The 21,600-nt window shown below is 64.8% G+C and carries 19 protein-coding genes; 6 read left to right on the forward strand and 13 right to left on the reverse strand.

Features of this window, described 5'->3' with window-relative positions; translation table 11 throughout:
* Nucleotides 1-14: 14 nt before the first annotated feature.
* The 3 genes from J7E83_RS12815 to J7E83_RS12825 form a co-directional block, all read right to left on the reverse strand.
* A complete protein-coding gene (locus J7E83_RS12815) occupies nucleotides 15-368 on the reverse strand; it encodes a cupin domain-containing protein (protein ID WP_214962635.1) in 354 nt (117 codons plus the stop codon).
* Nucleotides 369-453: 85 nt separating this feature from the next.
* Nucleotides 454-1,422 carry a serine hydrolase gene (locus J7E83_RS12820; protein WP_251043831.1) on the reverse strand — a complete coding sequence of 323 codons (969 nt, stop codon included), beginning with the start codon at nucleotides 1,420-1,422 and terminating at the stop codon, nucleotides 454-456.
* Nucleotides 1,423-1,661: 239 nt separating this feature from the next.
* Nucleotides 1,662-2,636: a DMT family transporter gene (locus tag J7E83_RS12825; RefSeq protein ID WP_251043832.1), complete on the reverse strand. Its 975-nt coding sequence runs from the start codon at nucleotides 2,634-2,636 to the stop codon at nucleotides 1,662-1,664.
* 46 nt (nucleotides 2,637-2,682) lie between these two features.
* Between J7E83_RS12825 and J7E83_RS12830 the strand changes: the two genes are divergently transcribed.
* On the forward strand, nucleotides 2,683-3,627 hold the full coding sequence (locus J7E83_RS12830; protein ID WP_251043833.1) for a LysR family transcriptional regulator: 945 nt from the start codon (nucleotides 2,683-2,685) through the stop codon (nucleotides 3,625-3,627).
* 91 nt (nucleotides 3,628-3,718) lie between these two features.
* A complete protein-coding gene (locus tag J7E83_RS12835; RefSeq protein ID WP_214962637.1) occupies nucleotides 3,719-4,147 on the forward strand; it encodes a hypothetical protein in 429 nt (142 codons plus the stop codon).
* 33 nt (nucleotides 4,148-4,180) lie between these two features.
* Here J7E83_RS12835 and J7E83_RS12840 read toward each other — a convergent pair whose 3' ends face one another.
* From J7E83_RS12840 to J7E83_RS12850, 3 genes are read right to left on the reverse strand one after another with little or no spacing between them, the layout of a single operon-like run.
* Nucleotides 4,181-4,744 carry a hypothetical protein gene (locus J7E83_RS12840; RefSeq protein WP_214962639.1) on the reverse strand — a complete coding sequence of 188 codons (564 nt, stop codon included), beginning with the start codon at nucleotides 4,742-4,744 and terminating at the stop codon, nucleotides 4,181-4,183.
* Nucleotides 4,745-4,787: 43 nt separating this feature from the next.
* A complete protein-coding gene (locus J7E83_RS12845; protein ID WP_214962640.1) occupies nucleotides 4,788-6,878 on the reverse strand; it encodes a glycosyltransferase family 39 protein in 2,091 nt (696 codons plus the stop codon).
* An 8-nt stretch (nucleotides 6,879-6,886) separates the two neighbouring features.
* Complete coding sequence (locus tag J7E83_RS12850) at nucleotides 6,887-8,239, reverse strand: bifunctional glycosyltransferase family 2/GtrA family protein (RefSeq protein WP_214962642.1); 1,353 nt, start codon at nucleotides 8,237-8,239, stop codon at nucleotides 6,887-6,889.
* A 96-nt stretch (nucleotides 8,240-8,335) separates the two neighbouring features.
* Here J7E83_RS12850 and J7E83_RS12855 point away from each other — a divergent pair, with 96 nt between their 5' ends.
* Nucleotides 8,336-8,539, forward strand: a complete 204-nt coding sequence (locus tag J7E83_RS12855; protein WP_251043834.1) for a hypothetical protein — start codon at nucleotides 8,336-8,338, stop codon at nucleotides 8,537-8,539.
* A gap of 48 nt (nucleotides 8,540-8,587) precedes the next feature.
* Here J7E83_RS12855 and J7E83_RS12860 read toward each other — a convergent pair whose 3' ends face one another.
* The 7 genes from J7E83_RS12860 to J7E83_RS12890 all read right to left on the reverse strand — a co-directional run bounded on the left by J7E83_RS12860 (nucleotide 8,588) and on the right by J7E83_RS12890 (nucleotide 18,483).
* Nucleotides 8,588-9,583 (reverse strand): aldo/keto reductase, encoded by a 996-nt coding sequence (locus tag J7E83_RS12860; RefSeq protein ID WP_214962644.1) that lies wholly within the window; start codon nucleotides 9,581-9,583, stop codon nucleotides 8,588-8,590.
* Between the two features lie 157 nt (nucleotides 9,584-9,740).
* Nucleotides 9,741-11,228, reverse strand: a complete 1,488-nt coding sequence (locus J7E83_RS12865) for an ATP-binding protein (RefSeq protein WP_214962646.1) — start codon at nucleotides 11,226-11,228, stop codon at nucleotides 9,741-9,743.
* Nucleotides 11,229-11,266: 38 nt separating this feature from the next.
* On the reverse strand, nucleotides 11,267-12,451 hold the full coding sequence (locus J7E83_RS12870) for an acetyl-CoA C-acetyltransferase (RefSeq protein WP_214962648.1): 1,185 nt from the start codon (nucleotides 12,449-12,451) through the stop codon (nucleotides 11,267-11,269).
* Between the two features lie 72 nt (nucleotides 12,452-12,523).
* Complete coding sequence (locus J7E83_RS12875) at nucleotides 12,524-14,596, reverse strand: 3-hydroxyacyl-CoA dehydrogenase NAD-binding domain-containing protein (RefSeq protein WP_214962650.1); 2,073 nt, start codon at nucleotides 14,594-14,596, stop codon at nucleotides 12,524-12,526.
* A gap of 76 nt (nucleotides 14,597-14,672) precedes the next feature.
* On the reverse strand, nucleotides 14,673-15,836 hold the full coding sequence (locus J7E83_RS12880; protein WP_214962652.1) for an acyl-CoA dehydrogenase family protein: 1,164 nt from the start codon (nucleotides 15,834-15,836) through the stop codon (nucleotides 14,673-14,675).
* Nucleotides 15,833-17,077, reverse strand: a complete 1,245-nt coding sequence (locus J7E83_RS12885; protein WP_214962654.1) for a CaiB/BaiF CoA-transferase family protein — start codon at nucleotides 17,075-17,077, stop codon at nucleotides 15,833-15,835. The genes J7E83_RS12880 and J7E83_RS12885 overlap by 4 nt, the downstream gene beginning before the upstream one ends.
* Before the next feature lie 32 nt (nucleotides 17,078-17,109).
* Nucleotides 17,110-18,483 (reverse strand): MFS transporter, encoded by a 1,374-nt coding sequence (locus tag J7E83_RS12890; protein WP_214962656.1) that lies wholly within the window; start codon nucleotides 18,481-18,483, stop codon nucleotides 17,110-17,112.
* A 358-nt stretch (nucleotides 18,484-18,841) separates the two neighbouring features.
* On the opposite strand from J7E83_RS12890, the gene J7E83_RS12895 reads away from it, so the two are divergent.
* The 3 genes from J7E83_RS12895 to J7E83_RS12905 all read left to right on the forward strand — a co-directional run bounded on the left by J7E83_RS12895 (nucleotide 18,842) and on the right by J7E83_RS12905 (nucleotide 21,555).
* Nucleotides 18,842-19,873 (forward strand): LacI family DNA-binding transcriptional regulator, encoded by a 1,032-nt coding sequence (locus tag J7E83_RS12895; RefSeq protein WP_214962658.1) that lies wholly within the window; start codon nucleotides 18,842-18,844, stop codon nucleotides 19,871-19,873.
* A gap of 95 nt (nucleotides 19,874-19,968) precedes the next feature.
* Complete coding sequence (locus J7E83_RS12900) at nucleotides 19,969-20,970, forward strand: VOC family protein (RefSeq protein WP_214962666.1); 1,002 nt, start codon at nucleotides 19,969-19,971, stop codon at nucleotides 20,968-20,970.
* 42 nt (nucleotides 20,971-21,012) lie between these two features.
* A complete protein-coding gene (locus tag J7E83_RS12905) occupies nucleotides 21,013-21,555 on the forward strand; it encodes a carboxymuconolactone decarboxylase family protein (protein WP_214962668.1) in 543 nt (180 codons plus the stop codon).
* Nucleotides 21,556-21,600: the final 45 nt, after the last annotated feature.

The following is a 21,600-nucleotide window of genomic DNA, read 5'->3' on the forward strand; positions in this document are numbered from 1 at the left end:
CGTCGTACTTCCCCCTACATCGGCAGCTGCACCAATCTGTCGGTCTTGACCGCCGTGAAGAGCACTGCCGAGTCCTCTTCGGCTTCGAGGCTATGGAGCCCATCGGGCACGATGAGCAGGTCACCCGCCTTGCCCTGCCACGACTCGCCGCCAGCCTTTAGCCAGACACTTCCCTTCAGGACGAAGACCGTAGCTTCCCCCGGGTTGTGGTGTTCGCTCAGCTGGGTTCCGGCCCGAAAGGCCATCACGGTTTGGCGGAGGGCCTTTTCGTGTCCGCCGAAAGCGGTGTCGGCGGCGCGTCCGCTGGGTGCCGCCACAGCGGACTTGATCTGTTGACGAGCCAGGGCATCGATCGATATTTTCTGCATGAGGCCACCGTACTCAGGTTTACCTGCTCTGCCGAGGGCGTGGCTTGCCCGCCGACGAATAAAGCATAGCCAAGACGAGGAGCTCCTACCCGCGCGCTTCCGGGAACGGGAAGACAGCGTCCACGATAGTCTCTGTCAGTTCGTGGATCATCTCGATTCGGGCGTCCAAATCTGTACTATCGGCGCCTTCGGTGTAGATCACCAGTACATAGGCCGTTTCCCGGACGCTGAGCAGCGCGACGTCGTGGAGGCTTCCATCAATCTGCCCATATTTGTGGTGGACCGTAGTATTCGGCCCGGAGGCGGCGGGGATAAGACCTTCAACGTTGGTGTTCTGCATGTAACTGAGCAGCTGCCCGGTGTCCTCCGGGTTGAGGAGATCCCCTAGGCACAGCTGCCTGAGGAAGAGTGCCATTTCCTTGGGCGTGAGGAGGTTTTGTTGCGGGTCGTAGGTGATGCCGATGGAGGCGGCGTACTGAATGAGGTCCGGGTACCCGACGGCGGCCATCAACAGAAGCCACGAGTCGTTGTTGCTCGTATTGATCATGGCTTCAAGCTGAAAGGCAGCGCTGTAGTCCCCGACCTGTTGTTCGAGGGTGGCTTCACCCACTTCAACAAGGTGATAGTAGGCCGCAGCCGTGATGAGCTTCGCCGTGCTTGCCGCCACGAATGCCGACTCATCTCCATAAGTACGTGTATCTCCGCCGGCAACCGGAGACAGTGCGACGCCGACGCGATAGCCCTCCGCGCCCCTGAGAATATGGTCGATGCTGTTCTGCAGGCCCTCAGGGATGGTTGCCGTCACCATGCCTCTTGGTTCTGCAGCCAAGCCAGCCGTGGCGCCCGTGGCCACGGGCGTGCCCAGGGTAGCCGAGGTGCCCGCGGCAGCCGGAGAGTCAGACCAGGACGGGAGTCCAGAAGGATCCGTTGTGAATGCGACATCGGCCAGGATAACCAGCGCGAGGACTCCCCACGAGAGAGCCAGACCTCTCGCCCAGCCCAGCGGTGATCGGTAATGGCGGCCCACCTGGCGTACAGGCGAATCCAGGGGCATGAGGATCTCCTGTCTCGATCACAGATCGAAGCAGCATCAGCATCCCCAGCGTCCACCAATACCAAGTATGCTTATTAAAACATGTAAATTGGCTCATCGCGGTATTGACATTTCGAATCACGCATTTGGTGATGTGCTGATCCCCCGCTAGGTATTTCACTTTGCAGAAACCCGGAACTCACGCTCCAGGCGGGAAAGAGCGTCGGTTTGCAGCACCGTGATCGCCCCTCTTACGGGTCTTAATAGTGGTCTATTTTCTGTGTTTCGTCTTGAGTCAACATGCCCCTTCTGCGCTGTGGTGGCCGTAGTCGGCCTTGGCCAATGAGGATGGCGGTGATTACGACGGTTCCGCCGACGATCTGGTTCCACTGGATTGTCTCGCCGAGAACCATGACGCCGAGGATAACGCCGCCGATCGGCGTAAGGTACGTGACGGTTGAGGCCATGGTCGAACCCCATGCGGTGATGACGTTTGTGTACCAGATGTAGGCAATCCCGGTTCCAACGCCGCCAAGGGTCAGGATGCTTGCGACGATGCCAGGATTCAAGATGACCGGTCCGGCGCCAACGAAGGGTGTGAGCAGCAGGATGATTATTGCTGCGGCGCCAATCTGGGAGGCGGAGACCGTAATGGCGTCGTATTCGTGTCCTCGGAGGAAACGCCGGGTGTAGGAGAAGCCGATCCCGTAGGCGGTGGTTCCGCCAAGACAAGCCAGCTGCGCCCAGAAGAACATGCCGTTGCCCGTATCTGCCACCGCGGCCCATGGTGCGGCGACGAGGACCACGCCAGCGGCGGCGACCAAGATACCCGCAGTCTTGAATTTTGTGAGCCGCTCGTCGGGAAGGATTGCCAATGCGACAAGCATGGTGGCGATCGGCGTTGTCGCGTTGTAGATGCTGGATAGCCCGGCGGGAAGATATTGGGCGGCCCAGGAGAACAAAAGGAACGGGACGACGCACATCAGGGCCCCAATTGCCGCGAGGTGACCCCACACGCGCAGGCCGCGTGGCCACCTTCGACGGGTGGCCAGCATGATGATGGCGAGAACCAGTGCGCCGAAGAATAGCCGCCCAAGGACAACCTGCGCCGGCGAAAGCCCTCCGACGGCAACCTTGATGAAAAGGAAGCTTGCACCCCACACCGCGGCCGCGCCCAGGTACTGGGCGGCCACACCCATGCCATGTCCGTCTCGCTGTACCGATTGATTTGACATGCGCATCTACCCTTTCTTTCGTTCCAGTCTCATCTAGACTCGACTCATGCAGCAAATGAATCATGTACATGGCGATATGCAGAAAATCGATGCAGGACCATTGTCCTTGCGTCAACTTGACGTTTTCGTCGCAGTGATCGACGAGGGTGGTTTCAGTGCCGCCGCTGATCACCTTGGGATGAGTCAGTCTGCCGTCTCCCATGCCCTCGCCGCGCTGGAGCGTGCGTTCGGTGCACCTCTCATCGTCCGCACACCCCCGATCGCGGCGACAGCCCTGGGCGATGCAATCCTGCCTCATGCCCGCAGCGTCCTGGCCAGCGTGCGCGCCCTGCGAGCTACCGTCGATGTCCAGCGCGAAGGCCTTGCGAAAGGTATGGTGCGCCTCGCGGCGGCACCGACCGCCTCGCACCGACTTGTCCCAGGACTCCTAAATCGTTGGCGGGCAGAACTACCCGGGCTGGACATCCGCCTGTTCGAGGGCAGCGATGATGAACTGGAAGTCTGGTTAGCCAGCGGCGCGGTCGATGCTGCCGTTCTCATTGACCCGGACCCGATTCCCCCGGGCTCCATCGTGCTGGCCAGGGACGACTTCCGGGCAGTGGTCCGCTCTGACCACCCGCTTGCCGACATGAAGGGCATCAGCCTCGCCGAGCTCCTCGAGGACCCGCTGCTGGCCTCCTCCAGCGGCTGTGAGCCCCAGATCACCGCAATACACGCAAAGGCCGGAATTCCTTATGCGCCAGCCCAGAGGGTTCATGAAACCAGCACCTTGCTCGGCATGGTCGACGCTGGACTGGGCGTCGCGATATTGCCCTCCCTTGCCTGCTCGATGCTCGCAAACACCCTCGTGATGATCGAGCTCGAACCGCGCGTCGAACGTTCCCTCGTCTTCGCCGGCCCCTCAGGGCGCCCATGGCATCCGGGCGTCAAGAAAATGCGCGACATAGCCGAAATTTCGTCGAAAAATGGCCATATTGAGGACATCCGGTAAACGAATATCCCGACGGGATTGACGGGGACTCCGAGCCCGGCGCGGAGGACCAGGTCGATCAGGCCCGACCACAACCGGCTAGGCTCACACCATGAAGCGTCGGGGGATAATTCTGCTTGTTCTGGCGGTGCTTGCCGCCACATTGCTGGCACTTACGCTCCTACTCGGCCGCATGACCGGAGTACCCACGGTATGCCCTGCAATTGGGTACGGGTACACGGGCAAGGTGGAGCTGGCGTTTTCCACCGAGCCGCAGTCAGTTGGGGCCTGCTTCGGGGACGAATGCACTGCTACGCCCGTCGCGAAGGATGCGGACGGAAGGTGGCTGGTGCCACAGTCCTCCCCGTATCTGACACAGCCTGTCAGCGTGACGTCCGTTTACGTGGAAGTGGTGACGGCTTCCGGCGCCAGCATAGCCCGGGTCCTGCCAATCGAAACGGAATCAACCGGGGAGCACCCCTTCGGCCCCGGATGCGGCGGCCCTTTCAGGTTCAAGCCAGTGCTGGTGCCCCTCGGCTGAAACCCCGCCGGAGTCACCGGCCTAGCATCAGCCTCAGGATACGGCGAACAGAGCCAGTGCAAGGCCTGCGGCCACCAGCGCCTCCCGGGCCGCGGTCAGGCCAGGCACCGGCCTGGGGCCCGAGTCCGCGCGGAGCGTGAAGGTGGCCAGCAGCCATCCGGCCGATGCGAAGACCATCACCACGGCCACCAGCAGGTCAACGAGCAGGACGCCGAGTTCATGGCCCGGATGCCCGGTGCCTGAACTCGCATTGCGGGCCGCCTCGAACAGGACCCAGCCTCCCAACCCGGCCAGGACGGCGTGATAGACAGCTGGCGCGGGTCCATCTCCGGTGCCAGGCGACGACGTCGTCAGCTGAAATACTGTGCGCCCGGCGAACCAGAGGAACACCGCCGCGAGGACAACTGCCAAAGGCAGCTGTCCGGCGGGCGCCCAGCCCAGTCCCACCGCCGCGACAGCCCCGGCGATGAGGGCAGAACCCGCCGCGTCCGCCCTGCCCACCGGGGATTTGGCACGGAGGAGTCCGGCGACGCTGCACACAACAGCGGCAGCCAGGGCCACCACGAGTGCGGTCACCACAAGGGTGCTGCGGAACATAGGGAATTCCTTCCGGGTGCTGATCCGTTATCCGTTGGCTGTCTTACTGATTAAGTTGGTAAACGGTGGACGCTCCGACCGTCGTGGAAGGGAATGTCGCCTCAACCCATTGGGTGATTGCTGAAGATGATCCGTTTCCGCCTGCGCGTCCCTGGCCGGCAGCTCCGCCGAAACCGCCTGGGCCGCCGAACCCGCCGAAAGCATTGCCCGGCACGAAGTAGGTGATCTGTCCCTCCGCGACCATTTGCTTGAACTGGTCCAGTGTCGGAAACGGATCGGAGCCGCTGAACCCGCCGATGGCCATCACGGAGGTATTGGAACCGAGCTCCAGCGCAGCAGCACTGTTCGCCCCGACCGTGGCGGCGGCCCATTTCGTGTGGGTTTGCTGCAGCAGCGCATTCAATGTCGGATTGACCGGAGTTTCCCCGAAGCCTTGGGCTGCCGCGGCTGCCTGGGGATTGTCCGTGTCTCGGGAACCCGTGAACCGGCCCGATGCTCCGCCGCGGGAAGATGCACCGGCCTGGTTGCTGCCGGCCAGTCCCATGGTCCGGTTGTTTGTCTCGGGAGCCGGGCCGGACGCAGGTGAGCCGCCTGTGTGGCCTGTTGCCGCCGTCGCAACCGTCCAGGCGCCGGTGCCCAGGCCTGCCGAGAGCAGCACCGAAACCGCCACCGCCGCTCCTGCCCGGCCGGTCCTGGCCGGGCCGGCCGCAATCAGCGCCGCGCCCACGACGCCGAGGACAAGGACCGCCCAACGGAGCCAAGGCAGCCAGTCGGGCACGCTGGAGAGCAGGACGAAAGACCAGATTGCCGTGAGGAGGACGGCGGAGACCAGGACAACACGGACGGCCCGGCTGGACCGGCGGTTCCAAAGCTGGACCCCGGCCATGCCAATCACCGCCGCCACCGCAGGAGCGAGTTCGATGGTGTAGTAAGCGTGGATGGTGCCGCTCATGAAGGAAAAGACAGCGGCGGTGGTAAGCATCCAGATGCCCCATAAAATCAGGGACGCGCGGACCATATCCGTTCTGGCCGCCCGGCGGGTGAACCACAGTGCGGCCGCGAGAAGGACAAACGCGGTGGGAAGCAGCCATGCCACCTCAGCACTGAACTCGCCCCCGAACAGGCGGAGGATGCCGGGAGGTCCTCCCATTGAAAATCCGACACCTCCTCCCCCGGCGCCGGGGAAGGAGCCGTCGTTTCCGGCAAAGTCGGGGAAATCCTGCCCCGCACGTCCACCGGGATTTCCAGCGTTACGGCCGAGGATGCGGCTGAGCCCGTTGTAGCCGAAGACGAGTTCCCAGAGGGAATTCGTCTGGGAACCGGCCATGTACGGCCGGTTGCCTACCGGGGTGAGCTGGAACACCAGGGAGTAAGCCCCGGCCACGAGCGTGATGCCTCCCGCGGCGGCCAGCAGGTGCAGGAGACGCTTCTTGAACGAAACAGGTGCCGCGATCAGGTAGGCCAGTCCGAGGGCCGGGACGGTCATGAATCCTTGCAGCATCTTGCTCAGGAAGGCCATGCCCACCAGGGTTCCTGCCCAGAAGAGCCAGGAGGGACTGGCTTTCCGGGTGGCGGTCACGGTCATCCAGGCGGCCGCTATGAGACAGAAGACCATCATCGCGTCGGGGTTATTGAACCGGAACATGAGTGCCGCCACCGGTGTGGCTGCAAGGGCTGCTCCTGCGATGAGCCCTGCCGCAGGTCCGGCGACCTGCCTGACGGCCAGGTAGAGCAACCCGACGGACGCGACGCCCATAACGGCTTCGGGCAGGAGCATTGTGAGGGAACTGAATCCGAACACGCGGCCCAACAGTGCCGGGATCCAGAAAGCTGCCGGCGGCTTGTCGACGGTGATGGCGTTGGATGGGTCCAGGGACGCGAAAAGCAGCGCTGTCCAGTTCTTTGTCCCCGATTGGACGGCCGCGGCGTAGAAGGCATTCCCGTAGCCCGAGTTCGTCAGGTTCCACAGATACGTCAGGCCCGTAACGAGGAGCAGGGCTGCGGCCGACGGCCGGACCCACCGCGGTTGCCGATCGCCGTATGCCAGGCGCTGCCAGCGGGGTGCGGAAGGCACCCGCCTGAGGGCGTGGGCGATCCCGCGGGCGGGAGCGTCGATGATGGATTCGGTACTCATGGTGTCTCTCACTTTGTTGCGGCCGCGCCGGGGTGGCCGGTTGACGACGGCGGCGGCGCGGGAATGTTTCGGCCCGGACGTTTGAAGACCCAAGCCCGGAACAGGATGAACTTCAGCAGTGTGGCTAAGAGGTTTGCGCCGACGACGGCGGCCACTTCCACGCCTCTTGACGGTTCGGTGCCGGAATGCAGCCACAACAGGACGCCGGACGTCAACGCGAGTCCCAGTGCGAAAATGACGAGGCCCTGGAACTGCTGCCTTACCGCACCAGCGCGCCCGGAAACCCCGAACGTGAACAGCCTGTTTGCCGCTGTGTTCGCAACTGCCGTGAGCAGCAGTGCCACAAAGTTCGCGGTCTGGGCGCCTGTGACCCTGCGCATGAACACAAACAGTGCCAGGTAGGCCAGGGTGGAGACGGCGCCGATAACGCCGAAGCGGACCATCTGGCCCAGGAGGGCCCCGCTGCTTTCAGGGGCCTTGCGGCCAAGCGCGTTGCGCAGCTCGACGACGGGGATGCGTCCGGTCATCATGTCCCGGCCGATCCGCACGATTCCTTTCAGATCATCGATGGAAGTGCGCACGACGTCGACGGAGGAATCCGGGTCATCCGTCCAGTCCACCGGTACTTCAGCCACCCTCAGTCCAGCCCGGTCGGCGATGACAAGCAGCTCCGTGTCGAAAAACCAGGAGTCGTCGACGGTGCACGGCAGGACGGCGCGCGCGATGTCGGAACGGATGGCTTTGAAGCCGCACTGGGCGTCTGAAAACCGGGCGCCCAGAGAGCCACGGAGGATCAGGTTGTAGCTTCGGGAGATGAATTCGCGCCTGGCCCCCCGAATGACGCGCGAGTTTCGGTTCAGCCGGGTTCCGACGGCCAAATCGGAATGCCCGGACATCAGCGGGGCGATCAGCGGCAAGAGCGCCGCCAGATCGGTGGAGAGATCGACGTCCATGTAGGCAACCACGGCAGCCTCTGATGCAAGCCAGACCGTGCGGAGCGCCAGTCCACGCCCCTTCCGGTCCAGGTGCGTGACGCGCACTTCGTCCAGTTCACGGCTGAGGTTGCGGGCAATGTCCAGGCTCGAGTCCGTGCTGGCGTTGTCCGCGATCGTAATCACAAACGGGTGAGGGAAGCTGGCCTTGAGGTAGGAATGCAGGCGCCGGACTGCCGTCTCCAGAGCGGCTTCTTCGTTATACACGGGTATCGCAACGTCGAGAACCACGGTGCCGCTGGAGGTGTCGACTGGGGCACGCTCCGGCCGGATGGCAGCGAAATGCTCAATGGGTCCTTGACCTGCCAGGCCATGGCTCCCGGGCGGCCCGGGCTGCGGCCGCCCCGGGTCTGTTGTTGTACTGGACATAGTTTGAAGGTAAGCAATGAAGGTTGGTGCTTCCCCCACAGATGCTGGACGTCCGCCCTAAACCGCTCCTTCTCAACAGACAGGGACAAGCCGCACTTGATGCAGCACAATGCCTTTCTGGTGGATGACGACCTCTTCGACCGGGCACACTCGCGGCTAGTGGATTGGGAGGTGACGCATTGGGCCGACCCGCAGATGACCCGGCCGGGCGAGACCAACACTGAACACGGAGGACGAGGCGTGTATTTCAAAGACCCCGCCGGGCACGCGATCGAACTCATCACCCGGCCCTACCTATGAGCGCCGCGGGCGGGTTGGGAAAACCGTCCGGCGGGTGCCGGGCAGGTCTTACACTCCGGCGGGCAAGCGATCCAGGATGGTCTCCACATCCCGGTGTTGGCTCCTGCTGAGCGGTCCGTGATCGAGCGCGCCGGCATTCTCGGCGACCTGAGCAGGGTTGCGGAAGCCGGGTAGCGGGACCGTCTGGGGGTGGTGTGCCCAGATCCACGCCAGCGCACCCTGCGCCGGGGTCCGCCCGTCTGCAGTAAGGATGTGCCGGACAGCCTCGAGGCGTTCCAGGAAGTCCGGGGCGGGGCTTCCGTCAATGAACCAGCGCAGCCATTCCGGTTGGCGGCCTCGGATGTCGTCGGCTGGGAGCCGGCTGGTTGACGTGTACTGTCCCCCGAGTAGCCCCATGGCCAGCGGCGAGCGGCAGAGCGCGGCGAGGTCGTGCCGCTCGCACACCGCGAGCATTTCGGGGTTCTCGTCCAGGACATTGAGTTGCAGTTGAACAGCGGTGCACCGCGGGCCGGCGGCAAATATTTCTGCCCGGCCCGGGTCGTCGGTGCTGATGCCGTACCAGCGGATCAGCCCTTCTGTGGCCAGTTCTTCCAAGGTGTTTACCAGCTCAGCGGCACGTGCGTCGTCGACGTCGGGGGTGTGCAGCTGGTAGAGGTCGATGCGGTCGCGACCGAGTCTGCGTAGAGACGCATGCAGAGCCTGACGGACATAGGCTGGGGATGTGTCGATACCTGTGAGCTGCCGGGTGGATTCGTCGATGGTGTTGCCGAACTTGGTGGCCACCAGGACGTCGGGGTGATCGGCCAGTACGGTGCCCAGGAGTCGCTCGCTGTGCCCGGCGCCGTACGCGTCAGCGGTGTCAAACAGGGTGATACCAAGTTCGACGGCGCGGTGCAGGCCCTGCACAGCCAGGTCGTCGTCGACACCGGCGTAGCCAAGCTGTTGGTCACCCGCGGCCATTGCTCCGCCGATGGCCCAGCAGCCGAGGCCAAGAGCGCTGACCTGCAGGTCTGAGCGGCCCAGCCGCCGGGTCATAACGGTCATGCGGTCATCTCCTTGTGGGTGGCATTTTGGGATGCGACGACGAAAAATCGCTCGTGGAAAACGACTTCACACCCAACGCGCGCTCCAAGTCAACCCTCCGAAGGAATCCAGGGACGTCTCATCCGCCTCCGTGGTCGATCGCGGAACGCCCGGGTCGCTAAGCGGGTGGGAAGCCGGGTCGGGGGATCCGCGGTCCGCTGAAGCTCTGTCCCGGACCGGCACCAGGTGAGCCCGGAGCACCAAAACCGCCAAAGACCGGGTTGTCGAAGCCGGCGCCGCTGCCCAGCAGACTCCGCGTAAGAGCCTCGCCGTCGGCCATCAGCCCGTCGACTGCAAGGCCAAGGTGACTGTCGTCAACGGAAGCCCCTTCCTGTGCGGCAGCAACCACGGCCCGCCGGATGAGTTCGCGTGCAAAGGAGGCGGTGGTTCCTTCGGTGCGGGATGCCGCATCTTGAACGGCCTCAGCGCTAAAGGGGATCCCGCGGGAGTAGAGATTCATCAGGTCAATGCGCTCCGTCAGGGCCGGGAGGGGGATCTCCACGGCCAAATCCACGCGGCCCGGACGCTGCGCCAAGGCACGTTCCAGCATGTCCACGCGGTTGGTGGTGAGGACGAACGCCACGTCGGCGTCCCTGTCCAGGCCGTCCATGGCGTCCAGCACTTCGAACAGCAACGGCTGCGGTCCGTGGCCGAAGCTCCGGTCCTCGGCAATCAGGTCGCAGTCTTCAAGAACGACGATGGACGGCTGCAGTGCCCGGGCCATGGTGGCGGCCTCTGAGATTCTGGCCAGCGATCCGCCCGACAGGAGGATGGCGGTAGTTCCTGCGCTTTGGCTAAGGAGATAGCGCACAGTATGGGTTTTGCCCGTTCCCGGATTGCCGTAGAGCAGGATGCCCCGCTTGAGGTGCTGCCCGTATTCGCTGAGCGTCTCCCGGTGTTCGGCGATGCCGAGCGCATGACCAGACACCTTCTGCAGTAGTCCCTCGGGGAGAATGACCTCGGAGGCCGCCAGCGTAGGCCTGGCATGGAAAGTGACTCCCGAAGCGCTGGGGCCGTACTCCCCCATAACCAGTGAAATGATCTGGCCCTTCAGGACGCTTCGGTGCTGCATTCGCAGACGGAAGTCAGCGAGGAATTCCGCCGCACTGCCCGTGTCACTTGCGAGGACCTCGAGGGAGGCTGAGGGCCGCCCAAACCGTGGGTTCGCGTCACGCTGCCACACCGCCACCGGACTGCCTTTGTGCCGGAATAGCCATAGGCCCATGGCGACGGCCTGGCGCTGGTCATCGGGCCCCACGGCGAGGTTCCTGTAATCGGGTTGTGACAGAGGGAACTGCGGGAAGAACTGGGACTGCTGCAGCATGTCACTCAGCGACTGGTGGTGTCGCTGGTCCCCGCCGCCGATGCCGAGCAGCCGGAAGTCCCCGCTCTCGGCCGCAAGTTCGGCCATCTGGATGTCAGCGTCCACGAACCGGTGCGGGGGTATCTCCTCCACCACCACTGAGAGCGTTTCCGCAGGCAGTCCCAGATGTTCAGTGAGCGCGGTCAGGAGCTGCGTTCCCGCCCGCATCCTGTGCTGGCCGGACTGCGCCAGCTGCACCAGTTGAGCAAAATCGTCGATGAACTTCCCCAGGTTTTCATCCATGCGCAGACCCTACCAGCACCCGCTGGGCGGATTCAGGGTCAACGTGACAGGAGCAACGCTTCGCCCTGGCCGCCGCCGCCGCACAGTGCTACGGCGGCCTTGCCGCTGCCGCGGCGCTGGAGCTCGTAAACGGCGGTGACCACAACCCGCGCACCGGAGGCGCCAATGGGATGGCCGAGGGCGATCGCTCCACCGTTGACGTTGACTCTGTCCATGCCGATGCCGAGTTGTGCCGCCGAGTGCAGGGCCACCGAGGCAAACGCCTCATTGATCTCCACGAAGTCCAAATCCTCCACGCTCCAGCCGGCGGTTCCAATGGCCTTATAGATGGCGCGGGCCGGTTTGTCCGGCAACGAGGTGTCCGGGCCGGCTGTCTGTCCCGGGGCGCCAAGCACCGCCAGGATTTCGAGGCCGTGGGCGTCGGCGTAACCGCGGGTGGTCAGGACGACGGCGGCCGCGCCGTCGTTGAGCGGTGAGGCATTTCCGGCGGTAACCGTACCGTTTGGGGAGAACGCCGGCCAGAGCCTGCCGAGCGACTCCTCGGTGCTGTCCGGACGCACACCCTCGTCGCCGACTGCCAGCACGTCCTCCCCGCGGCGCCGCGGCACCTTGACCGGGACGATCTCAGCGTCAAAAAGTCCGGTTGCCTGGGCGGCCGCTGCCCGCCGGTGCGAACCAGCAGCGGCCTTGTCCTGCTCGGTGCGGGGAATGCCCAAGGCGTCATTGGCACGGTCCGTGGCGAAGCCCATGGCGACGTGGTCGAAGGCATCGGTGAGTCCGTCGTGGGCCGCCGAGTCGATCAGGGCCGCGTCACCGTAGAGGTGGCCGGCGCGCGAACCCGGCAGCAGGTGCGGGGCATTGCTCATTGATTCCTGTCCGCCGGCGACCACCACCGCGGCTTCTCCCAGCCGCAGCAGCCGGCTCGCGTCGATGATGGCGCTCAGTCCGGACAGGCACACCTTATTAACTGTGTGGGCGTGGGCGCTGAGCGGAATACCCCCGGCGATGGCTGCCTGCCGGGCGGGATTTTGTCCTGCCCCGGCCTGGAGTACGTGTCCCATGATGACGGCGTCCACTGCATCGGCGTTGATGTTGGCCCGGTCGAGGGCCGCCGCGATCGCGGCACCGCCGAGCTCGACGGCGGTGAGCGGGGCGAGCTGGCCCATCAGCCTGCCTTGGGGCGTGCGGGCGGCACCGACGATGACGACATCTGTGCTGTTCATTTTTTCTCCTTGGACGTGGCGAGGGACGGAGGGCCGTCCTGTTGGCATGGGGCAGCCTGGATTCGGAGCCTGCTACCCGACGGCGGGGACGGGAACGCGCAGCTCCGGATGGAAGGCGGTGCCTGCTTCCCGGTCCAGGAGCGGGGTCAGGCCGCCTGTGTGGAAGGGGAAATTCGCGCCGAGGATCATGCACAGGTCGACCTGCTCAGGTCCAGCCACCACCGACTCGTCCAGCAATAACGTGACTTCCTCGGCCAGCGCGGCCAGGATTCTGGCGCGGACTGCGCCGGCATCGGCCGGTTTCGAAGCCGGCAGCAGGGCAGCGGCGTCGGCGGCGATTCCGCCGTCGTGGTCCAGGTAGCCGGGGAGCCCCGCGGCCACGAGAGCCGCCAGGCTGCGGCTCACGCCAAAGCGCTGAGGATACGCCCGGTGCATGGTCTCGCAGATATGCAGCTGCACGGCCGGGCCGATGAATTGCAGCAGCTGCAGCGGCGTCATGGGCAGGCCCAGCGGATCCAGGGCATGGTTCACGACGGCGGGATCGCCGCCGTCGTCAAGCAGGGACAGGACCTCGTCAAACAGCCGCGTCAGCACGCGGTTCACCACGAAGCCGGCCGTATCGGTGCTGAGTACGGCCGTCTTGCGCAGCCGCCGGGCCAGCTCGAACGCCGTCGCAAGCGTGGCCTCATCCGTTTTCGGCGCGGTGATGATTTCCACGAGCGGCAGCACGGCCACGGGGTTGAAAAAGTGGAAGCCCACCACCCGCTCCGGCCGGGCGAGCGCGGCACCTATGGCCTCTATCGACAATGAGGAGGTGTTGGTCAGCAGCAGGGCATCCGGCCGCAGCAGCGGTTCGAGCTCGGCGAACACGGCGCGCTTGACCTCCAGGTCCTCAAAAACGGCCTCGATGACCACGTCGCAGTCCGCAAATGCTGCCTTGTCGGTGCCTCCGGTGACCAGGGCGCGGACCGCCTCGGCGTCGATAATCTGCAGGCGTCCTTTGCCCACGAGTTTGTCCAACTGCCCGCTGATCCAGCCCAGCGACCCCTCGATACGCTCTTGCGACAGGTCCGTGATCCGCACCGGAACGCGCAGCAGCTGCGCGAACGTGAGGGCGAGCTGGCTGGCCATCAGCCCTGCACCGACGACGCCCACCGAGCGCACCGGCATCGGTTCGGCGGCCGGCCTGCCCTCGGGCTTTTTCACCAGGGACTGAGTGAGGTGGAAGGCGTAAATGCTGGCACGGGCTTCATCAGAGAGCAGCAGCTCGCCAAAGGCCCGGACCTCCGCCGCCGTCTGTTGCGCTGTGCCGGCGGGAGGCCTGGCTGCGGCCGCTTCGGCGATCAGCTCCAGGGCGCGGTACGGTGCGGGGGCGGCGCCATGCAGCCGGGCGTCGAGCTGCATCCGGACGGCCTCCAAGGCTGCCGCGGATCCGACGACGGCGGCAGACGGGCCCTGCTCCGCGAGGCCGGGACGGGACGGCGCAGCGGCCGCGCCCGGGCCCGTCTCAGTGAGGATGCCAGCGGCGAAATTCAGGGATGCCACCAGGAATCCGTCTTCCGGCACTATGGCATCCACCAGGCCAAGATCCGCCGCGGACCGGGCCGAAAGGTTCTTTCCCGCGAGCGAATCCATGACCACCAGACGTGCTGTTTGTGCAGAGCCGAGTAGCGCCACGGTGCGCGGGATGCCGCCCCAGCCAGGCACCAGGCCCAGGCGGACCTCCGGAAAGCCGAGGGCCCGCACAGAATCTGCGGCCGTGCGGTAGTCCGCGTGCAAAGCGAGTTCCAGCCCGCCTCCGAGCGCGATCCCGTTGATGAACGCGAAAGTGGGCACCGGAAGCGCCGCGAACCGGTCCAGCGCCTCCAGTCCCCGACGCGCCACAGCCTCTGCCTGCTGCGGTGTGGCAGCCTCCGTCATCGGCTTCAGGTCCGCACCGGCACAGAAAACCGGGCCTTGGCCCGTCACAGCCACCGCATCCACCCCTGCCAGGTCAGGATCGCCCACAGCGGCCTGAAACCCGGCCAGCGATGCCGGACCCAGCGTCACAGGGCGGTGGCCGGAGTTCTCCAGGGTCAGGAGAGCAAAGCGGAAACCGCCGTGGTCCACGTAGGTGGTCCGGGTTTCGGTAACGGTTTCTGACACAGGAGTTTCCTTCAGATAGACAAACAGGACAGCAGGACCTGGGCCCGAGGAGGCCGGGGCTGCGGATTAGCAACGGCTACGAGAAGCTCGGGATGCCGGTGATCGCACGCCCCATGATCAGCGCATGGATCTCGTCGGTCCCCTCGTACGTACGCACGCTCTCGAGGTTGTTGGCGTGCCGCAGCGGCGAGTACTCAAGAGTGATCCCGTTTCCGCCGAGGATAGTCCGGGCCGATCGGCAGATCTCGATTGCCTGGCGGACGTTATTGAGCTTGCCAAAGGATATCTGTTCGGGACGCAGGCGCCCGGCATCCTTGAGCCGCCCGGTCTGGAGGGCCACGAGTGTTCCCTTCTGGATCTCCAGGACCATGTCCACGAGCTTCTGCTGGGTGAGCTGAAACGAGGCGATCGGTTTGCCAAACTGGGTGCGGTCAACGGCGTACGCCAGGGCGGCCTGGTAGGCGTCACGGGCGGCGCCCATGGCGCCCCACAGGATGCCGTACCTCGCTTCGTTGAGGCAGGAGAAAGGACCGCGGAGGCCGACGACGCCGGGTAGCACGGCGCTGTCCGGCAGCACGATGTCGTCAAGGGTGATGTCGCACTGGATGGAGGCGCGCATCGACAGCTTTTCGGAGATCGGGGTAGCCAGGAAGCCCTGGGTGTCGGTAGGGACAACGAAGCCACGGACGCCTTCGTCGGTGCCCGCCCAGATGATCGCAACGTCGGCGATGGAGGCCAGGCCGATCCAGCGTTTGGCTCCGTTCAGCACCCAGCCTGAGCCTTGTCGCTCGGCACGGGTGAGCATGTTGGCGGGGTCGCTGCCTGCGGTGGGCTCGGTGAGGCCGAAGCAGCCGATCAGTTCACCCGCTGCCATGCCAGGCAACCACTGCTGCTTCTGCTCCTCGGAACCGAACTTTGAGATCGCGCTCATGGCCAGCGATCCCTGCACGGATACGAAAGTACGGATGCCGGAGTCCCCGGCCTCCAGCTCCATGGCGGCAATCCCGTACTCGACGGCGGTCCGCCCGCCGCAGCCGTACCCCTTCAGGTGCATGCCCAGCAGGCCGAGGCTCCCCATCTCCTTGACCAGGTCCTGGGGAAAGACTGCCTCCTCGTACCAGGAGTTGATGTTGGGCCGGATCCGGTCATCGACGAACTGGCGGACCTGGCTGCGCAGGTCAATCTCCTGCTCGGTGAGCAGAAAGTCGATGTCGAGGTAATCGGTGGCGAGGTCGGTCACTGGTGTGCTCCCATTGGCTGCTTGTTACTGCTACTGCTGTGGTCTTGGTAAGGGGGTTCGGTGGTGTTCGGGCTGCGAAGCCATTCGCGCACCTCTTCGGCATGCTGCCCGAGCCGTGGTGGCCTCCGAACGTACGTGACAGGCGTGTCGGACAGCGTTATCGGGTTGGCGGCCAGGTCCACACTGTCCTGGCCTTCGCCCACGGTGACGCGGGCATCCAGCCCCAGCTCGCCGGCCATCACGAAGGCACCGGCGATGTCGTTGACCGGGCCACAGGGGATTCCGCGCGCCGACAGGACCCGGTACCAGTGATCGGCGGTCTGCTCGCTGGTCAGCTCCGTGATGGCCTGATCAAGCTCCTCGACGTGGGCGACCCGGGCCCGGTTGGTTGCGAAACGGGGATCGGTCGCCGCCTCGGGGATTCCCAGTGCCGCACACAGCTGCTGGAACTGCCGGTCGGTGCCGACAGCGATGACAACCGGCCGGTCTGCAGCCGGGAACAGCTGGTAGGGCGCGATTGAAGGGTGGCGATTCCCCAGGATGCCCGGGATGGCGCCTGCGGCGGTGTAGCCAACACTTTGATTGACCATGCTCGACAGCAGGGTACTGAGCAGGTTCACTTCGACCAACTGGCCCCGGCCGCTGCCCTCCCGTGCACGAAGGGCCGCCAGCACGCCGATCGCGGCATGCAGTCCGGTCAGCACGTCGACCAGGGCGACGCCGGCCTTGACTGGCTCGCCCGGGCCGGGGCCGGTCACACTCATCAGTCCCCCGACGGCCTGTACCAGCAGGTCGTAGCCGGGCAGTGCCGCCGCCGCCTCCTCTGAGCCGAAGCCGGTGATCGAGCAATACACGAGCCGCGGGTTGATCGCGGCGACCTGATCGTAGGACAACCCGTGACGAGCCATCGTGCCCGGACGGAAGTTCTCAATCAGCACGTCAGCACGTCGAATCAGCTCGACCAGGTCAGCCTTGTCGTCCGCGGCGGACATATCGGCCGTGAAGGATCGCTTGTTGCGGTTCACCGACAGGAAATATGTCGCCTCATGGTCATCGGTGAACGGAGGCCCCCACTGGCGCGTGTCGTCACCGGTACCCGGACGCTCGATCTTGATCACGTCGGCGCCAAGGTCGCCGAACAGCATCGTCGCGTAGGGCGCGGCCAGCACCCGGCTGAAATCGGCAACGACGATTCCGGCCAGCGCGCCGACGGGCAGGCCTTGCGAACCTACGTCATTCATTTGGCTTTCCTTCCGAGGTGATCACGATGTGATCAGTGAGCGGCGGCGGGGACCGCATTGTTGAATAGTGTCGGCCGCACGATCAGCATGATCGCGGCAGCCAGCAGCGGCAGCAGCGTCACCTGCAGCAGGCCGGCTCCCTGCCAGCCCAGCGCGGGCACCAGCGCCGCAAACAGCAGCCCAGAGAAGGCGGCGGAACCGTAGTAGCACGTGACGAACAGGCCGGCGGCCCGCCCGACCTGGTACGGACGGACCGCCCGCTGGATAGCGCTGTTGGTGTTGGGGAAGAAGACGCCGGTACCGAATACGCCCATCATGCAAGCGAAGACACACTGCCAGACGAACGATGCCTGCACGACGTAGATCAGCACACCGACCACCGCCATGACGACCAGAGAAACTATCAGCAGGGTCCGCTGGTTGATCCTGTCGCCGATCCAGCCGCCAAACAACCCGGCCACGCCTCCGATGCCCACGAAACTGAGAGCCAGCGCGGCCTCCCCTGTCGACACGTGAAGCTGAGTGGTCAGGAACGTCGGGTACAAACCCAGGAACCCATACAGGGCGAGGGCACCGCAGCCGGAGGCGGCCGCGATCGCCAAGGAGTTGCGGTTGTAGGCCTTGGCTGGCATGTAATCGTAGGAGCCCTCGATGCCGGTCATGCTGATGGCCCGCTCGGTGAACTTGGGGCTGACGACGAACATAGCTACGACAGCGATCACCAGGCCGAGCAGCCCGAAGATGGTGAACGGAGCCCTCCAGGATCCAAAGTTGGCGGTGAACATAACACCCAAGGGCGGGCCGAAGGTAGCACCCAGACCGAAAGCGAAGCCCAGGACGCCGAGGGCAAGGCCGCGACGGTTGTGGAAGAAAGCGCCCACTGCGGCGAACAACGCTGCGGCTTGCATCCCTTCACCCAGCCCGGAGATGATCCGGTACAGGGCCATATCGCCCCAGGAGGAGGCCAGCGGTGTAGCCAGCGTACCCAGGGAGTAGATCACGATACTGAATATCAAGACCGTCTTGCGCGAAAAGCGCTCGACCAGGAACCCGGCAGGGATGCCTGCGATGGCCATCCCCAACGTGAATATTGTGGCCAGCAGTCCGCCCGCCTGCAGATTGAACCCGTATTCCTTGCTGATGGTGCCCAGCAAAGGCGGAAAGACCTGCCGGTCCATCGCATTAAGCATGAAGGTCAAGGCCAGCACCGCGAGCGAAACGCCAGCGACGACCTTGGAGGGCATGCCCTCCGGGTTGTTCTTTACACGCGATGGTGCCGGGCTGGCAGGGATCGCGTCCATGGAAATCGCATCCATGGGCTCGGGGTACGTGGGTACGGCGTGCCCTACGGTGGAACCAGCTGCACCGGGGGCCGGGCTGGCGCCGGAAGGGGTTTGGTGGGACATCATTGTCTCCTAGTCGGGAGGGGCTTGCTTTCGTACGGGGATGTGAGGCGTGCTCTGAAGAGATGCGGAGTGCGGCAGGGCGGTCCGGTTCCGGTCATACCTGGAAGGGGGCCGGCTGAGGATCTGCACTGGGCATCTGAACCAAGCTGATGCTGACCCGTCCTGCCAACACGAGGTCTAGAACAATGCTAACGATAGCACTCCGCCGCAATGAGTCAAGGACGGAATTTATTTCAGCGTGGTTGCCCGCGGCTCTTGACCCACGCGGGGCCTGTGCTATCGTTAGCATGTGGCTGCAGCGTAAAGCCGCCACTCCCAGCATATGATGGTCCACTACAGCATTGCGTCAGGAGGCACGATGGTCACGACGAAGGATATCGCTGCACATCTGCAGCTGTCAGTCTCCACCGTCGGCCGGGCGCTGGCCAATGACACCCGCATCAGTGAAGAGACCAAAGCCCGAGTCCGCCAGGCGGCGTCGGAACTGGGCTACGTGGGCAACCATGCGGCCAGGATGATGCGGGGAGCCCCGAGCAACGTGGTGGGGCTCGTCATTCCCGACATCCGCAACAGCTTCTACTTCACCATCGCCCACGAATTGTCAGCGATCATGGCCGCTGAGGACTACCAGCTGATGCTGGCAGAGACGTTCGACGATCGCCTCATCGAGCGCCGTCACCTTCGCGAACTGTCCGCCAGCCGTGCAGCTGGCGTAGTGATCGCTCCGACGCCGAGCCCGCACAATGACTCCGTCAGCTTGCTGCGCGGTATGCCGCACGTCCAGTTGCTGCGCAGGCACGCGTCACTGGGTGCGCAGTGGTTCGGCCTGGATGACCAGCGGGCGCTGCAGGATTCCACGACGCACTTGCTGGATCTCGGCCATACCCGGATCGCTTACATCGGTGCGCCTGCTGACCTACCCACCGGCCGGGAACGACTCGAGGGCTACCACCAGGCCCTTCGCGACCGGGGCGTCCCGATCCTGCCCAACCTGGTCGAACTAGGTCCCCCAGCGTCGCCGGAGCATGCCCGCGAGGCTGTGCGCCGGCTCCTGAACCGGCCAACCCCGCCCACCGCCGTCGTGCTTGGGTCTGTCCTGCACACCGTAGGAGTGCTGGACGGCTTGCTGGAGATGGACGTCGACGTCCCCTCGGAGCTGTCCGTAGTCGGCTTCGGCGATCAGAGCGGGTTCTCCTGGTGGGGCCCCGGCCTCACCACTATCAGTCTCCCCATCGGCGACGTCGCCACCTCCTGCGGGCTCTGGTTCATCCGCCGGCTTAACAATCCGCCGGCCGGAAACGATCCGTACGAGTCGGCATCTGTGGGCTGGCTGGTGCCGCGTGGCAGCACTGCTGCACCGCCCGCGGTGGCGCGCGAGCGCTCCGCTTAAAGACCGCAACATCCAACAAAAGAGGCGCGCGTGCGCGCCTTCCAAATGTAGGTGCTAACGATAGCACCCACCTGTACCCCATTGGAGAGGACAGCATGCTGCCACCGGTCGACTTGCGCCCCCCGTTCAACATCACCCGAACCAGCCACCTGCGCCTGAATGTAGCTGACCTGGCCGCGAGCCGTGATTTCTACACCACGGTCCTCGGCCTGGTGGTGACCGAGGAGGACGACTCCACGGTCTATCTGCGCGGCCTCGCGGAGGCCTGTCACCACAGCCTTGTGTTGGAGAGGAGCACCGACGGCGGCACGGCCCGTCGGATAGGGTTCCGGGTTTTCTTCGAGGAAGACCTGGACGAGGCCTACCGCTACTTCCGTGACCGGGATCTCCCGGCCGAGTGGGTAGACATGCCACACCAGGGGCGTACCCTGCACGTTGCAGACCCGGTCGGGACGCCGCTGGAGCTGTGCGCAACCATGGAGACCCGGTCCAGGCTGCACATCAACTTTGAGCAGTACAAAGGCGCGCACGCCCAGCGACTGGACCACTTCCAGCTGCTCACGCCCGACGTCTACGAGTTGTGCGCGTTCTACAGCGAACTGGGGTTCCGCAACTCGGAATACCTCGAGTACGGCGACGAACTCGTAGGCGCCTTCATGTACCGCAAGGGCACCTGCCTTGACTTGGCAATGGTGCCCGGCGACGGTCCAAGCCTGCACCACTTCGCTTACACCGTCTCCGAGAGCCATGACATCTTCACCGCCTGCGACTTCGCCGGCATCCTGGGCTACGGCGACCAGGTGGAACGCGGCCCCGGCCGGCATGGACCGGGAGGCATGCTCTTCGCGTACCTCCGCGACCCGGACGGCCACCGCGTTGAGGTCTTCAACAGCCACTACCAGACCATCGATCTTGAGACCGAGGCGGTGCGCTGGGATGCCGCATCGGTGAGCACCAACGCACGCTGGGGACTGCCCGCCCTGGAGCAGTGGTACTTCGAAGCCTCGCCATTCGTCGGGGCACCGCTGAAGTCCCCGGCTGTCCGTCCTGCCCCCATGACGCTGGAGAAGTTCCTGGCCAGCCCCCAGCCCCGCTAATCACCAGCCCCGCTGCCCCCCAACCGTCTGGAGCACCACATCATGTCCCGAGTTCCGTCCCTGTCCCGCGATGACGCCGCCTCGGTCCACCAGCAGCCGCTGTGGGACCGCATCGAAGCGGAGCGCAAAATGCCCACCGCCAATATCTTCCGCTCACTGGCGAATGCCCCTGTCCTGCTCGATGCTTTCCTGTCGTATGCCAACGCCATGCGTGACAGCTCCCTCCTGAGCCCCAAGCTGCGGGAGCTGGCCATACTGTCAGTGGGCCATGCCGCCGGCTCTGAATATGAGATCGCCCACCACCAGTCACATGGCCGCAGAGCCGGCCTCACGGACGAGCAGCTTGCCGCAGTCGCCGACGGCGACAGCGCCGAGCTTTTCAACAACGCCGAACGCGCCGTGATAGCCCTGGCACGCGAATCCACCATCAACGTGAACGTATCCGAGGCCACCTGGGCGGCCGCGGCCAGGCAACTCGACGACCAGCAGATGGTGGAGCTCACGCTGACCATCGCGTGGTACAACTCAGGCGTACGGGTAATGGGTCTGCTCGGCATTGAACTCGAGGACAGCTACCGCAAGTAACTGGCCACCAACCCACTCCCCAGAATCACCACCCTTTTCGTTCCC

It is taken from the genome of Arthrobacter sp. ISL-48 (genome assembly GCF_018613805.1).
Lineage (GTDB): Bacteria > Actinomycetota > Actinomycetes > Actinomycetales > Micrococcaceae > Arthrobacter.